The sequence below is a fragment of the Micromonospora sp. NBC_01392 genome, from assembly GCF_045040125.1.
Lineage (GTDB): Bacteria > Actinomycetota > Actinomycetes > Mycobacteriales > Micromonosporaceae > Micromonospora.
In genome coordinates this window covers 3,530,457-3,544,687 of the sequence record NZ_CP109549.1, presented here as the reverse complement: position 1 = coordinate 3,544,687, position 14,231 = coordinate 3,530,457, and the positions used below count along the sequence as shown (strand labels likewise).

14 protein-coding genes are annotated in these 14,231 nt (G+C 72.3%); 10 read left to right on the top strand and 4 right to left on the bottom strand.

Annotated elements, in window-relative coordinates; all coding sequences use genetic code 11:
- The first annotated feature begins 26 nt into the window (after positions 1-26).
- The 5 genes from OG767_RS15905 to OG767_RS15885 all read left to right on the top strand — a co-directional run bounded on the left by OG767_RS15905 (position 27) and on the right by OG767_RS15885 (position 6,402).
- Positions 27-656 carry a TetR/AcrR family transcriptional regulator gene (locus OG767_RS15905; protein WP_405089256.1) on the top strand — a complete coding sequence of 210 codons (630 nt, stop codon included), beginning with the start codon at positions 27-29 and terminating at the stop codon, positions 654-656.
- A gap of 12 nt (positions 657-668) precedes the next feature.
- Positions 669-1,985, top strand: coding sequence for a low temperature requirement protein A (locus tag OG767_RS15900; RefSeq protein WP_405089255.1), 1,317 nt, complete (start codon positions 669-671; stop codon positions 1,983-1,985).
- A gap of 47 nt (positions 1,986-2,032) precedes the next feature.
- On the top strand, positions 2,033-3,097 hold the full coding sequence (locus tag OG767_RS15895; protein ID WP_405089254.1) for an SRPBCC domain-containing protein: 1,065 nt from the start codon (positions 2,033-2,035) through the stop codon (positions 3,095-3,097).
- Positions 3,098-3,236: 139 nt separating this feature from the next.
- Positions 3,237-4,655, top strand: a complete 1,419-nt coding sequence (locus OG767_RS15890; protein ID WP_405089253.1) for a non-reducing end alpha-L-arabinofuranosidase family hydrolase — start codon at positions 3,237-3,239, stop codon at positions 4,653-4,655.
- Between the two features lie 19 nt (positions 4,656-4,674).
- Entirely contained in the window at positions 4,675-6,402 is a 1,728-nt protein-coding gene (locus OG767_RS15885; protein WP_405089252.1) for a cellulose binding domain-containing protein, read from the top strand.
- 48 nt (positions 6,403-6,450) lie between these two features.
- Here OG767_RS15885 and OG767_RS15880 read toward each other — a convergent pair whose 3' ends face one another.
- Positions 6,451-8,031 (bottom strand): polysaccharide lyase family 1 protein, encoded by a 1,581-nt coding sequence (locus tag OG767_RS15880; RefSeq protein ID WP_405089251.1) that lies wholly within the window; start codon positions 8,029-8,031, stop codon positions 6,451-6,453.
- A gap of 212 nt (positions 8,032-8,243) precedes the next feature.
- Complete coding sequence (locus OG767_RS15875) at positions 8,244-8,660, bottom strand: ArsI/CadI family heavy metal resistance metalloenzyme (RefSeq protein ID WP_405089250.1); 417 nt, start codon at positions 8,658-8,660, stop codon at positions 8,244-8,246.
- A 79-nt stretch (positions 8,661-8,739) separates the two neighbouring features.
- Here OG767_RS15875 and OG767_RS15870 point away from each other — a divergent pair, with 79 nt between their 5' ends.
- From OG767_RS15870 to OG767_RS15860, 3 genes are read left to right on the top strand one after another with little or no spacing between them, the layout of a single operon-like run.
- Complete coding sequence (locus tag OG767_RS15870) at positions 8,740-9,102, top strand: ArsR/SmtB family transcription factor (protein WP_405089249.1); 363 nt, start codon at positions 8,740-8,742, stop codon at positions 9,100-9,102.
- Complete coding sequence (locus OG767_RS15865) at positions 9,099-9,836, top strand: aquaporin (RefSeq protein ID WP_405089248.1); 738 nt, start codon at positions 9,099-9,101, stop codon at positions 9,834-9,836. Before OG767_RS15870 ends, OG767_RS15865 begins: the two co-directional genes overlap by 4 nt.
- A complete protein-coding gene (locus OG767_RS15860; protein ID WP_405089247.1) occupies positions 9,833-10,240 on the top strand; it encodes an arsenate reductase ArsC in 408 nt (135 codons plus the stop codon). Before OG767_RS15865 ends, OG767_RS15860 begins: the two co-directional genes overlap by 4 nt.
- Here OG767_RS15860 and OG767_RS15855 read toward each other — a convergent pair.
- Positions 10,215-11,036, bottom strand: coding sequence for a CPBP family intramembrane glutamic endopeptidase (locus OG767_RS15855; RefSeq protein ID WP_405089246.1), 822 nt, complete (start codon positions 11,034-11,036; stop codon positions 10,215-10,217). The two genes, OG767_RS15860 and OG767_RS15855, sit on opposite strands and share 26 nt — an antisense overlap.
- Before the next feature lie 36 nt (positions 11,037-11,072).
- On the bottom strand, positions 11,073-12,005 hold the full coding sequence (locus OG767_RS15850) for a DMT family transporter (protein WP_405089245.1): 933 nt from the start codon (positions 12,003-12,005) through the stop codon (positions 11,073-11,075).
- 28 nt (positions 12,006-12,033) lie between these two features.
- On the opposite strand from OG767_RS15850, the gene OG767_RS15845 reads away from it, so the two are divergent.
- Both OG767_RS15845 and OG767_RS15840 read left to right on the top strand, forming a co-directional pair.
- Positions 12,034-13,425 (top strand): PLP-dependent aminotransferase family protein, encoded by a 1,392-nt coding sequence (locus OG767_RS15845; RefSeq protein ID WP_405094091.1) that lies wholly within the window; start codon positions 12,034-12,036, stop codon positions 13,423-13,425.
- 109 nt (positions 13,426-13,534) lie between these two features.
- Positions 13,535-14,167, top strand: a complete 633-nt coding sequence (locus OG767_RS15840; RefSeq protein ID WP_405094090.1) for a LuxR C-terminal-related transcriptional regulator — start codon at positions 13,535-13,537, stop codon at positions 14,165-14,167.
- Positions 14,168-14,231: the final 64 nt, after the last annotated feature.

Below are 14,231 nucleotides of genomic sequence, written 5' to 3'. Positions count from 1 at the left end.
GAAAAGGATCACGTACGCTGGCCGGCATGGACGAGTGCACCGGCCTGCGGGAGCGGAAGAAGGCGGCCACCCGCCTGGCACTGCACGAGGCGGCCCTACGGCTGGCCGTCGAGCACGGCCCGGACCGGGTCACCGTCGAGGCCATCGCCGACGCCGCCAACGTCTCCCGGCGCACGTTCTCCAACTACTTCGCCGGCAAGGAGGAGGCGCTCTTCCACGGCGACACGATGCGGCTGCGTCGGATGCTGGAACTGGTCGCGGCGCAGCCCACCGAGCTGCCGCCCTGGGCCGCGCTGACCCGGGCCGCCCTGGCCCAGGCCGACGAGGGGTACGACGACCCGGCCGAGCCGTGGCTGAGCCGGCGCCGTCGACTGCACGGCCACCCGAGCCTGGCGGCCCACCAGGTCGGCGCGTACACGGCCATCGAGCGGGAGCTGTCCGCCGAGATCACCCGCCGGCTCACCGGCGCCGACGCGCCGCTGCGGGCGCGGGTGCTGGCCGCCACGTTCCTGGCCACGCTCCGCGTCGCCGCCCAGCAGTGGATCGAGCACCCGGACGCGCCGCTGCACGACGTGCTGCGCGACGTGCTCGCCCACGCCACCCCCGTGGCCGAGGGACTGCCCGCTGAATCACCCATGGCGGCCGAGCTGGGCTGACACACTCGGCCGGTGGGCGGCGACCGGTGGCGCAAGGGGCTCGGGCCCTCGGCGCGGGTCGCCCCGGCCACCCGGGTCGACAAGTTCGAGATCTTCTTCGACCTCGTCTTCGTGGTGTCGTTCTTCATCATCACGCGGGCCACCGCCGCCAACGTGACCGGACGGGAGCTGCTGCACGCGCTGCTGGCGCTCGCCGTGCTCTGGTGGTGCTGGGTGGTGCACAGCGCGGTGGCCGCCCGGCTCCGGCTGGGCGAGGGCTTCGTGCCGATCCTCATGGTGATCGGCATGGTCGCGTTGTTCACGTTCGCGCTGGCCCTGCCGCAGGCGTTCGGCGACCTGCGCCAGGGCACCGCCGGGCCGATCCTGGTCACGGTCAGCTACGTGGTCATCCGGGTCGTGCACACGTCGCTCTACTGGTACGCCACCCGCGACGACCCGGCGGCCCGGCGCAAGGTGTGGCTGTTCCTGCCCGAGGTGCTGCTCTCCACCTGCCTGCTGCTGGTGGCCGCGTTGCTGCCGCCGCAGGTGGACCCGGAGACCGGGCCGTGGCTGCGCGACGCGCTGTGGATCGCCGTGGTGGTGATCCAGTACAGCAGCGGGCTGCTGGCCGGGACCGACGGCTGGCGGATCACCTCGGCGGAGCACTGGACCGAACGCTACGACCTGATCCTGATCATCGCGCTGGGCGAGTCGGTCATCTCGATCGGCGTCGGCGGCAACCTGCTCGGCAAGCCGGTGACCTGGCCGGCCATCCCGGCGGCGATCTTCGGCATCCTGTTCACCGCCGCGCTCTGGTGGGCCCACTTCGACATGATCGGGCCGGCCGCCCGGATCGCGTTGCACGCCGCCCGGGGCCACCCGCGGGTGGCGATGGCGCGCGACGCGTACGCCTATCTCTACCTGCCCATGATCGCCGGGGTGATCCTGTTCGCGCTCGGCGCGGAGGAGCTGGTCCGGACCGTCACCGACCCGGTGGGCGGCGCGGCGGAGCGGGGCCACGGGCCGGCGGTGCCGCTGCTCTTCGTCGGCGTGATGGTCTACCTGGCCGCCAACATGGCGTTCCAGTGGCGCACGCTCCGGACGCTGTCGTGGACCCGGGTCGGCACGCTGGTCGTGCTGGCGGTCACGCTGCCGGTCGGCCGTCACCTGTCCGCGCTCGGCGCGCTCGGCCTGCTCACCGCGATCTGCCTGGCGCTGGTCGCGGTCGAGCTGGTGACCTTCGCGGACGCCCGCGTGGCCCTGCGCCGGGCGGTGCACCAGGAGCGGACCAGCGCCGAGGAGAACGAGGCCGCCTGGCGGGCCCGGTGGCACGACGGCGAGTCGGAGTGACCTGACCGCGCCGGTCCGCCGCTCGACGCGGGCCGTAGAGTCTCCGGGTGATCGAGATCGCCACCGAGGTCGACCTGTTCCACCAGCCCGCCCGGATCTGGCGGGCGCTGACCGAGCGGGCGCTGCTGGCCAAGTGGTTCGCCGACAGCACACCGCGGGACGACCGCTGGACACTGGCGACCGCGGCGCTGCCCGGCTACGACGCCGACACCGAGGTGGAGCTGGTCGAGCTGCGCGCGCCCCGACGGCTGGTGGTGCGGTGCCGGGAGGGCGACCGGGCCACCCGGCTGGCCTGCGACCTCACCCCCAGCGGGCACGGCACCCGGCTCTCCGTCCGCGAGGTGCTGGAGGAGGGCGACTGGGACGCCGACGCGCGGGCCGAGCAGCACGAGCGGGCGCTGACCGGGCGACTGCCGGCGATCCTCGACTGGCTCGCGTTCCAGGAGGTGGACCTGCGCCGCGCCGAGGGCGGGCTGACCGCGGAGCTGCCGGTGATCCGCCTGCTCGGCGACGAGCGCGGTCGCCCCCGACGGCGGGTCCTGCTGGCCGCGGGCGCGGTGACGCTGCTCGCCGGCGCGGCCGGGGCGGCGCTGTGGGCGACCCGGGCCACCCCGCCGTCGCCGGCCGCCCCGCCGCCGTCGTCACCGGCGCTGATCCTGCCCACCACCGCGCCCGCCGCGTCGCCGCGGCCCACCACCGCCCGGCCCACGCCGAGCGCCAGCCGCCGCAGCGCCTCCCCCTCGCCGTCGCCGTCGCGCTCCCCCAGCCGTACGCCGAGTCCGACGCCGTCGGTGGCCGCCGTCGGGCTGACCGCGACGTACCAGACCGTCAGCGACCGGGTCTTCGGCTACCGGGGCGAGGTGGTGCTGCGCAATCCCGGACCGGCCCCCCGCTCGGAGTGGACGGTGACCGTGACGCTCGGCGACGGGGCCACCGTGGGCTCGGTCAACGGTGCGGAGGCGGCGCAGGACGGCGTCGTGGTCACGTTCACCGGCCCCGAGCTGCCGCCCGCGGGCTCCACCACCATCCGCTTCGACGTCCGGGACCCGGACCCGCTGCACGACGCCCCGGAGTCCTGCGCCGCCGACGGCGCCCCCTGCACCACGTCCTGACCCTCGGGGGATCATTCACATATTTCTATCGTTGAGGTCATGGGAGCGCTCCCGTAACATACCTGACGCGGCTGTTAACGCTCACAACACAATCGCCCCCGCGAATGCGCGAGCCGCCACCACCACAGGAGGAAGCCCCATGTCCAGATCCAGAGCGGCCCATGTCGGCCTGGTGTCGGCCGGTGTCGCGTTGCTGGCCTCGGCCGGTGTCGTCGCGGCGCTGCCGGCCGGCGCGGCAGCCGCCGGTTGTTCGGTGAAATACACCGTGTCGTCGCAGTGGGGCGGCGGCTTCGGCGCCGAGGTCGCCATCACCAACCTCGGCGACCCCCTCAACAACTGGACGCTGACCTGGTCCTATGGTGCCGGCCAGACCGTCACCCAGGCCTGGAACGCCACCGTCACCCAGAGCGGCGCGAACGTCACCGCCAAGAACGTCGACTACAACGGCGCCATCCCCACCAACGGCACCACCTCGTTCGGCTTCAACGGCGCGTGGACCAGCAGCAACCCCGCCCCCACCAGCTTCGCGCTGAACGGCGTCACCTGCACCGGCGGCACCGCCCCCACCACGCCGCCCACGTCGTCGCCCACCACGTCACCGACCAGCTCGCCGACCCCGCCGCCCACCACGACACCACCGCCGGGCGGCACCTGCTCGCTGCCGTCGAGCTACCGGTGGTCCTCGACCGGCGCGCTGGCGCAGCCGAAGTCCGGCTGGGCGTCGCTGAAGGACTTCACCGTCGCCCCCTATCAGGGCAAGCACCTGGTGTACGCGACCACGCACGACTTCGGCTCGTCGTGGGGCTCGATGAACTTCAGCCCGTTCACCAACTGGTCGGAGATGGCCTCGGCCAGCCAGAACGGCATGTCCCAGGGCACCGTCGCGCCAACGCTGTTCTACTTCGCCCCGCGCAACATCTGGGTGCTCGCCTACCAGTGGGGCGGCACGGCGTTCTCGTACAAGACCTCCACCAACCCGACCAACCCCAACGGCTGGTCCTCGGCGCAGCCGCTGTTCACCGGCAGCATCTCCGGCTCCGGCACCGGCCCGATCGACCAGACGCTCATCGCCGACGACCAGAACATGTACCTCTTCTTCGCCGGTGACAACGGCAAGATCTACCGGGCGAGCATGCCGATCGGGAACTTCCCCGGCAACTTCGGCTCGAACTACACGACGATCATGAGCGACAGCACGAACAACCTGTTCGAGGCCGTCCAGGTCTACAAGCTCCAGGGCCAGACCCGCTACCTGATGATCGTCGAGGCCATCGGCGCGCAGGGCCGCTACTTCCGGTCCTTCACCGCGACCAGCCTGAACGGCTCGTGGACGCCGAACGCGGCCACCGAGAGCAACCCGTTCGCCGGCAAGGCCAACAGCGGCGCCACCTGGACCAACGACATCAGCCACGGAGAGCTGATCCGCACCACCGCCGACCAGACCTTCACCGTCGACCCGTGCAACCTCCAACTGCTCTACCAGGGTCGGGCCACCAACTCCGGCGGCGACTACGGCCTGCTGCCGTACCGGCCGGGTCTGCTGACGCTCCAGCGCTAGTCGGACGAGGAGAGATTCGATGAGGAAACTCAGACTGCCCCGTACCGCGCTGGTGACGGCCGGCACGGTGCTGCTCGCCTCGGCGGCGGCCGCCGTGGCGATGCCGGCCGGGGCCGCCGCCGCCGGTTGTTCGGTGAACTACGCGGTGGCGTCGCAGTGGCAGGGCGGCTTCGGCGCCAACGTGACCATCACCAACCTCGGCGACCCGGTCTCGGGCTGGACGCTCACCTGGTCCTACGGCGCCGGTCAGACCGTCACCCAGGCGTGGAGCGCCACGGTCACCCAGAGCGGCGCGAACGTCACCGCCAAGAACGTCGACTACAACGGTTCCATCCCCACCAACGGCACCGCGTCGTTCGGTTTCAACGGCGCGTGGACCAGCAGCAACCCGGCCCCCACCAGCTTCGCGCTGAACGGGGTCACCTGCACCGGCGGCACCGCTCCGACCACGTCGCCGACCAGCTCGCCCACCCCGACGCCGACGCCGACGTCGTCGCCGTCCACGCCGCCCCCGAACGGGCCGGCGGACATCACGGTGAACACCGCCACGAAGTACCAGACCGTGGACGGGTTCGGCGCGGCGGTGTCGATCTGGGGTGGCGCGTGGTCGACGGCGGAGACGCAGACGCTCGTCGGGTTGGGCCCCAACCAGCTCGGCCTGTCCATCGTGCGCACCGGCCTGTCGCCGGTGTCGAGCGAGTGGGGTACGCAGGTCAGCGCGCTGAAGACGGCGAAGTCGTACGGGTCGAACGTGAAGATCATGGCGTCGCCCTGGACGGCGCCGGCGGCCTGGAAGACGAACAACAGCCGGACCAACGGCGGCAAGTTGAAGACCGACTACTACGACGACTACGCCAACCACCTCAACAGTTACGTCCAGTACATGCGCAACCAGGGCGTGACCATCGACGTCACCTCGGTGCAGAACGAGCCGGACTGGCACCCGGACTACGACTCGATGGACTGGAGCGGCACCGAGTTGCAGACCTTCGTGCGCGAGCAGGGCGCGAAGGTGCAGAACACCAAGCTGATGGTCGCCGAGGCGGTGAACCTGAACTACAGCTACACCGACCCGACGCTGAACGACGCGGCGGCCCGCAACAACATCGGTTACGTCGGCGGGCACCTCTACGGCACCGAGGCGTCCGGCCGGCTGAAGCCGTACACGCTGGCGCAGCAGTACAACAAGCCGGTGTGGATGACCGAGTGGAACCTGCACGAGGCCGACGGCAGCGGCTCCAACATCTGGGGCAACCCCGGCAACGCGGCGGTCTGGAACGAGACGCTCGACGACATCATGCGCACCGTGCACAAGTCGATGGAGTCCAACTGGAGCGCCTACGTCTGGTGGTACGGCAAGCGCTACTACTCGTTCATCGGTGACGGCGAGGCCGCGTACGGCACGACGGCGGGCGCGCCGCTGAAGCGCGGGTACGCGTTCTCCCAGTACGCCAAGTACGTCCGTCCCGGCTACCAGCGGATCGGCCTGACCAAGAGCAGCAAGGCCTCGCCGCTGGAGGTGACCGCCTACCAGGGCGACGGCAAGGTCACGCTGGTCATCCTGAACCGCTCGACCAGCGCGGTGAACAACGCCGTCATCCAGGCGCCGCAGAACGTGTCGAAGGCGGAGTACGTCGCCACCTCGCAGAACGCGAGCGCGGCGAGCCAGTCGGCCGGCGTGAACGGAAACCAGGTCTCCGTGAACGTCGGCGCCCGCAGCATCTCCACCGTGGTGCTGACCCTCTGAAAACGGTGGGGGGCGGGAGCGGCTGCGCCGCTCCCGCCCCACGCCGGCTCAGCTCGCGTACGTCTCGAACTCGCCGACCCTCGGCGTACCGTTCGAGCTGTTGATCCTGAAGTTGATCTTCTGGAGCGACGTGGCGGCGAAGCTGATCGCACCCGCCCCGCTCCCCGAGGCGAGGACCGCGCCGGTGTCGTTGTTGACGAGCTGCCAGGACCCGATCGAGCCCTGGGTGCCGGACGGTTCCCGAATGATCACCCGGGACACCCGGGTGGCGGAGCCCCACTTGATCGAGATGGTGCCGGTCGAACCGGACGGCGACCACCAGGTGCCGAGGTTGGCGTCGCGCACGTTGCCGTAGCTGGTGCCGTCGGCCTTGCTGGAACCGTCCGCGCCGGCGCCGGACGCGAGGCTCAGGTTGGTCCCGCTGGGCGGCGGCGGACTGGTGGTCGTCGGCGGCGGGGTGGTCGGCGCGGGCGTGGTCGGCGCCGGCGTGGTCGGCGCCGGCGTGGTGGGCGGCGGGGACTGCGGCGTGCAGTTGCCGTCCGACGTCCGCAGGCCGGTGTTGGCGCCCGCCGTCTGGCGGACGATGTCCGGCACGCAGCTCGCCCCGTCGAGACGGTACGAGTAGGGGATGGCGACCGTGGTGGTGGACGTCGGGTTCGGCCCGGCCGGGTAGTTCTCGTTGCCCGGGGCCGACCAGGTCACGTTGTCGAAGATGTTGCCGCCGACCTGCCAGGTGCCGCGCTCGTTGGTGTAGAACGTGCCGAGCACGTCCTTGGAGTTGCGGAAGTAGTTGTTCTCCACCTTGGCCCGGGCGCCGGCGCGGGAGTTGATGCCGGACTCGTGCAGCCCCGAGTAGTGGTTGTTGTACATGTGCGCGACACCGCCGCGCAGCAGCGGCGTGCGGGAGTCGATGTTCTCGTAGAGGTTGTGGTCGAACGTGATGAAGCTGTTCGACCGGTCGCTCTCACTGGAGCCGATGAGCCCGCCGCGGCCGGAGTTGCGCAGGATGCTGTAGGACAGCGTCACGTACTGGGTGTCGTCCTTCATGTCGAAGAGGCCGTCGAAGCCCTCCGCCTCCCCGCCGGACGCCTCCAGCGTGACGTGGTCGACCCAGATGTTGCGGACCGTGCTCTCCATGCCGATGGCGTCGCCGCCGTTGGAGGTGGGCGAGCCCGACTTCTTGACGTTCCGCACCGTGACGTTCTGGATGATGATGTTGCGGGAGTCGCGGATGTGGATGCCGAGCTGGTCGAAGACCGCGCCGCCGCCCACCCCGATGATGGTGACGTTGCTGATCTGCTTCAGCTCGATCACGCCGTCCGCGGTGTTGCAGCTCGAACCGGACACCTTGCTGGTGTTGCCGTGGTTGATGGTCCCGGAGACCTCGATGGTGATCGGGGTGCTGCTGCTGGCCCGGTTGCAGAGCGCGGCGTGGATCGCGGTCCCGGTGGTGGCGCGCACCGTCTGCCCGCCCGCGCCGCCGGTGGTCCCGCCGTTCTGGGTCGCGAAGCCGGTGGCGGTCCCGGCCGCCGCCGACGCCTGCGGGGTCGGCATGGCCACGGCGACCGCGACCCCCACCGCCGCCGTGGCCAACGTGGCCTGCATTCGCCGTGTGACTGGTCGTTCCATGGACGCCTCGATTCGTTTTCGCGCATGCCGGATCGACCGGCTGCCGCCGAACAGGAAAGGTGAATTGCGGCGACACGATCGACCGCGTCACCAGCGATTTCCATCCATTCGCGGCGCCCGGCCCGCGAATGAAACATCGATGTGACGCAATCGTAAGAAAGCGCTTTCGCTCAGGGCAAGGGCTGGCGTTTGCAGGTTTTTTGCACCGCCTCCTAGACGGCGGGGGCGCAGCAGGCGTTCTCGGCGGGCTTCTCCAGCCGCGGCGAGTCGGCCTTGACGGTGTAGACCTCCCAGCGCTCGTCGCCGGGGCCGCGCACCCACACCTTGTCCTGCAACGCGTAGCAGCACTCGGTGTCGTTCTCGGCCAGCGTGACGAGGCCGGAGTCGGTGAGGCGGCGGGTGGCGGCGTCGACCTCGTCGGTGCTGGGCACCTCGACGCCCAGGTGGTCCAGCGCGGTGGGCTGCTCGGCCTCGCCCTCGAGGAGGACGAGCTTCAGGGGCGGGTTCTCGATGGCGAAGTTGGCGTAGCCGGGGCGACGCTTGGCCGGCTCGACGCCGAACAGCTTTGCGTAGAACGCGACGGAGCCTTCGAGGTCGGACACGCGCAGGGCGAGCTGGACTCGGGACATGGCGACTTTCTCCTTGTCTAGATGACTGTCGAAGCAGCCCCAGGTTGCCTGTTGTTTTGACATCTGTCAAGCTAGACGCATGTCAAAACAAGCAGCCCGGGACGCGGTCGCCTGCTGCGCCCCGATCGCGGCCCGCCCCCTGGGGCCCGACCAGGCCGCGGTGATCGCGCCCCTGTTCAAGGCGCTGGGTGACCCGATCCGGCTGCGGCTGATGTCGATGATCGCCTCGGTGCCGGAGATCTGCGTCTGCGATCTCACCCCTGCCTTCGACCTGTCCGGGCCGACCATCTCGCACCACCTCAAGGTCCTCCGCGAGGCCGGACTGGTCGACACCGACCGGCGCGGGACCTGGGTCTGGTACCGCGTCCGGCCCGAGGCGCTCCGGCAGCTCGGCGCGCTGCTGGAGATCACGGCCGCCTCCGGCGACGGGCAACCGGCGTGAGTCTCCCCCTGTCCCGGCGGGCATCGGCCGAGTTCGCCGGCACCGCACTGCTGGTCACCGCCGTCATCGGCTCGGGCATCGCCGCCACCCGGCTGTCCCCCACCGACACCGGGCTGCAACTGCTGGAGAACGCGATCGCCACCGCCCTCGCCCTGGGCGCGCTCATCCTGACGTTCGGCCCGGTCTCCGGCGCGCACCTCAACCCGGTCGTCTCCGCCGTCGACTGGTGGCTCGGCCGCCGCGCCGGCACCGGCCTGACCGGGCGCGACCTCGCCGCGTACGCGATCGCCCAGACCGCCGGCGCGACAGCCGGCGCCGTCCTCGCCCACCTGATGTTCGACCTGCCGGCGGTGGCCTGGTCCCGCACCGACCGGGGCGGCGGGCACCTGTGGCTGGCCGAGGTGGTCGCCACCGCCGGCCTGGTCCTCCTGATCTTCGCGCTGGCCCGCTCCGGCCGCACCGCCGCCGCGCCGGCCGCGGTCGGGGCGTACATCGGCGCGGCCTACTGGTTCACGTCGTCGACCTCGTTCGCCAACCCGGCCGTCACGGTCGGCCGGGCGTTCTCGGACACGTTCGCCGGCATCGCCCCGGCCTCGGTGCCCGGCTTCCTGGTCGCCCAGGTCGTCGGCGGCCTGGTCGCCGTCGCCGCGCTCGCCCTCTGGTATCCCCACGCCGGCGACGACGCCGACGCCGTGGTCGTGCCCCACCTCACCTCGGAGACCGAAGCCCGATGAGTCACAAACCCACCGTCCTGTTCGTCTGCGTCCACAACGCCGGCCGCTCCCAGATGGCCGCCGGCTGGCTGCGCCACCTCGCCGGGGACACCGTCGAGGTGCGCTCCGCCGGCAGCGAACCCGCCGACCGGATCAACCCGGTCGCCGTCGAGGCCATGCGCGAGGTCGGCATCGACATCACCGACCGGACGCCGGCCCGGCTCACCTGGGACGCCGCCGAGGCCAGCGACGTCATCGTCACCATGGGGTGTGGCGACGCCTGCCCGGTGTTCCCCGGCAAACGGTACGAGGACTGGCAGCTCACCGATCCGGCCGGCCGGTCGCTGGACGTCGTCCGTCAGGTCCGCGACGAGATCCGGCAGCGGGTGGCGCACCTGATCAGCAGCCTCGACGCTCCGGCGTAGCCGACCGTACCGGCCGGGGCCGGAACGCGGCGGCGCACAGCAACGGCACGCACACCAGCGCCAGCGCCACGTCGACGCAGATCATGTTCCGCACCGCCCCCAGCTCGCCGAACACCCGCTCGACGAGCAGGCCCGCCACCATGTTGTTGCCGGCGTGCGCCAGGCTGGTGACCCACACCGAACCGGTCCGGGCGTAGAGCCAGCACAGCATCACCTGGAACAACACGAACATCAGCGTCCAGAGCGCCATGCTCACCGTGTGGTCGGGGAACTCGGCGTACCCGAGGTAGGCGAGCGGGTAGTGCCACACCGCCCAGACGAGCCCGGTCGCGAGCACCGACGCACGGGGACGGCCCGGCAGCAGGCGGGGCCAGAGGAAGCTGGTCCAGCCGAACTCCTCCCCCCAGTAGACCGGCGTCGTCACCAGTTGCAGGATCAGCAGCAGCGCGACGCCGCCCGGCCCACCCACCGGGGACAGGTCCGGCCGCCACCACCCCGACGCGGCGGCGCAGCCGAAGGCGAGGAACGTGACGGCCAGCGGCGCGAACCAGGCGATCAGCCAGTGTCGCCACGCGCTCCGCAGCCGCAACCGCAGCCCCGCGTCGGCGAACCCCTCCCGGGTGACCCACCGGCGCACCACCACGGCCCCGATCGCCGGCATCATCGCCACCGGCAGTTGGACCAGCGGGTTCACCAGCGACCAGCCCAGCACCGACCGGGCGAGGAAGAGGTACGGCCAGGTGCCGCCGAACGCGATGGCCAGGAAGACGACGATGCCCCGTACGCGATGTGACATGCCCCTGAGCTGATCATCAGGACGGCGGCGCGAGCACTACCGCTGGACGGCCTGTTCGGGGTGGGGCGGGGTGTAGTCGCGGGGGCGGGCGGCGCCCCGGGTGCGTTGGATGAGCACCACGCAGACCAGCACCGCCCCGGCCACGGCGACGGTGGCCGGGGTGATCGCCTCGCCGAGCAGCAGCGCCGACCAGAGCAGCGTGAGCACCGGCTGGACGAGCTGGATCTGCCCCACCTTGGCGATGCCGCCCCGGGCCAGCCCGGCGTACCAGGCGAAGAAGCCGAGGAACATCGAGACCAGCGTGAGGTAGCCGAACGCGGTCCAGCCGGCGGCACCGGCCCGCGGGTGGTGGGCGGCGGCGGCCACCGCCGTGACCGGGATCGTGACCGGCAGCGAGAGCAGCAACGCCCAGCAGATCGTCCGGGCGCCACCGAGCTGGCGGGCCAGCACGCCGCCCTCGGCGTACCCGAGGCCGCACAGCACGACGGCGGCGAGCAGGAACAGGTCCGCCAGGGAGAGCGTGCCGCGCATCGAACCGCCGGTGGCGAGGAACGCGAGCACCAGCGCCAGCCCGGCGGCGCTGGCGAGCCAGAACAGCGGTGGCGGTCGTTCGCCGGCCCGGAGCACCGCGAAGACCGCCGTCATGGCGGGCAGCACGGTGACGACGACCGCGCCGTGCGCGGAGGTCTGCGTGGTGAGCGCGAGCGACGTGAACAGCGGGAAGCCGACGACCACGCCGAGCGCGACGACGGCCAGTCGTCGCCACTGGCCCGGGGTGGGGCGCGGGGCTCGGGTCAGGCGGAGGTACGCCGCCGCGAGCAGCGCCGCGCCGACGGCCCGTCCGAACGCGACGAACCACGGGTCGAGCGTGTGCACGGCGACGCGGGTGGCCGGGAGCGACATGCTGAACGCCAGCACGCCCAGCGCGCCGAGCGCGACACCGGCGCCCGGCCGGGCTGTTACCGTCATGGGTTCAGTAGCGCTACTCTGTTCCGTCATGAACGATGGTAGCGCTACCGACCGCGTTGTCCACCACCTGCGTACGCTGGTGCGGGCCGCCGCGCCCGGGACGCGGCTGCCGTCGGTGCGGGAGCTGACCGCCCACCACCACGCCTCCCCGGTGACGGTCGCCGAGGCGACCCGGCGGCTCGTCGCGGAGGGGCTGGTCGAGACGCGGTCGGGGCGGGGCGCGTTCGTGGCGGCCCGGCGCGTCGAGCCGCCCCGCCCGGACCTGTCCTGGCAGACCGTCGCGTTGGGCTCCCGGCGCTCCGGCGGCGAGGAGATGCAGGCGCTCCTGGCGTTGCCGCCGGCCGGGGCCATCCCGTTGACCGGCGGCTACCTGGACGCGGAACTCCAGCCGGCCGCCGCGCTCGGCGCGGCGCTCGCCCGCGCCGCCCGCCACCCGGCGGCCTGGCAACGCGGCCCGGTCGAGGGGCGGACCGACCTGCGGGCCTGGTTCGCCCGGGAGACCGGCGGCGGCCTGCGGGCCGAGGACGTGGTGATCTGCCCGGGCGGGCAGGCCGCGCTCGCGTCCACCCTGCGAGCGCTCACCGTGCCCGGCGACACGCTGCTCGTCGAGTCCCCCACCTACCTGGGCGCGCTGGCCACCGCGCATGCCGCCGGGCTGCGGGTGGTGCCGGTGCCCGCCGACGCCGACGGGGTCCGCCCCGACCAGCTCGCCGCCGCGTTCGCCCGCACCGGCGCCCGGTTGTTCTACTGCCAGCCGCTGCACGCCAACCCGCACGGCGCGACGCTCGGCCCCGCCCGGCGGGCCGAGGTGGCGACCGCGATCCGCGAGGCCGGCGCGTTCCTGGTCGAGGACGACTACGCCCGGGACCTGACCATCGACGGCGAGGCGCCGCCACCGTTGGCCGCCGACGACCCGGACGGGCACGTGGTCTACCTGCGCTCGCTGACCAAGCCCGCCGCGCCCGGCCTGCGGATCGCCGCGCTGGCCGCGCGGGGGCCGGCCGGGGAACGCCTGCGCGCCGCCCGGCTGCTCGACGACTTCTTCGTGGCCGGGCCGCTGCAACAGGCCACGTTGGAGTTCGTCGCCGCGCCGGCCTGGGACCGGCACCGCCGTACGCTGCGCAAGGAGCTGCGGGCCCGCCGGGACGCGCTGCTCGCGGCGCTGGACCGCCACCTGCCGGCGCTGACCCCGCCCGACGTCCCCCGCGGCGGCCTGCACCTGTGGGTCCGGTTGCCGGACGGCGCCGACGACGTCGCGGTGACCACGCGGGCCGCCGCCGAGGGGGTCACCGTGTTCCCCGGACGGCCCTGGTACGCCGCCGAACCGCCCGCGCCGCACCTGCGCCTCACCTACGCCGCCGCCCGGCCGGAGGTGATGGACGAGGCGGTCCGCCGGCTGGCCGTCGCACTCGGACGCTGACGGCCCGGCCCCGCCCCGCCACGCCCGGCGGCAACCACATGGCGGGATCGCGCCGGAAACGCACAGCACAGGGGGTGACCGGTTACGGTGTGTCGGGCACAGTAGTCCCGTGAACGATACTCGTAGCGAATCGGCAGCCGGCTCGACACCAGCGATCCGGGTCGCCGTGCTCGGCACACCCAGCCTGTGCCGGACGCTCGTGGCCGGGGTGGTCGCGGCGGCGGCCGACTTCGAGGTGGTGGCCGAGGGCGACACGGACGCCGGCGACCTGTGCCGCCGCGCCGACCTGGCGTTGCTCGACCTCAACCCGGAGGACGAGCCGGCGACGGTGGTCGCCGCGCTGCGCGCCGCCGCGCCGGACTGCGCGGTCGTGGTGCTGACGAACCGGCCGAGCGCCCGGGTGCTGCGCCTGGTGCTGCAACTGTGCGTGCGTGGGGTGGTCGCCAAGGACGTGCCACCGGAGGAGATGCTCGCCCAGTTGCGGACCGTCGCCCAGGGGCGCCGCGCGATCGACCCGCTGACCGCCGTCGCCGCGCTGGACACCGTGGTCAACCCGCTGAGCGAGCGGGAGCGGGAGGTGGCCGCCACCGCCGCGAAGGGTCTGCCCAGCCGGGAGATCGCCGCGGTGCTGCACCTCGCTCCCGGGACGGTCCGCAACCATCTGTCCAGCCTGCTGCGCAAGACCGGTGGCCGGAACCGCTGGGAGGCGGTGCAACGCGCCCAGGAGGCCGGCTGGATCTGACAACAGGCCGACACCGGGTGTCGTCGGCACAGTGACTTAAATAAGATTCCTGACGGCTGGTTAT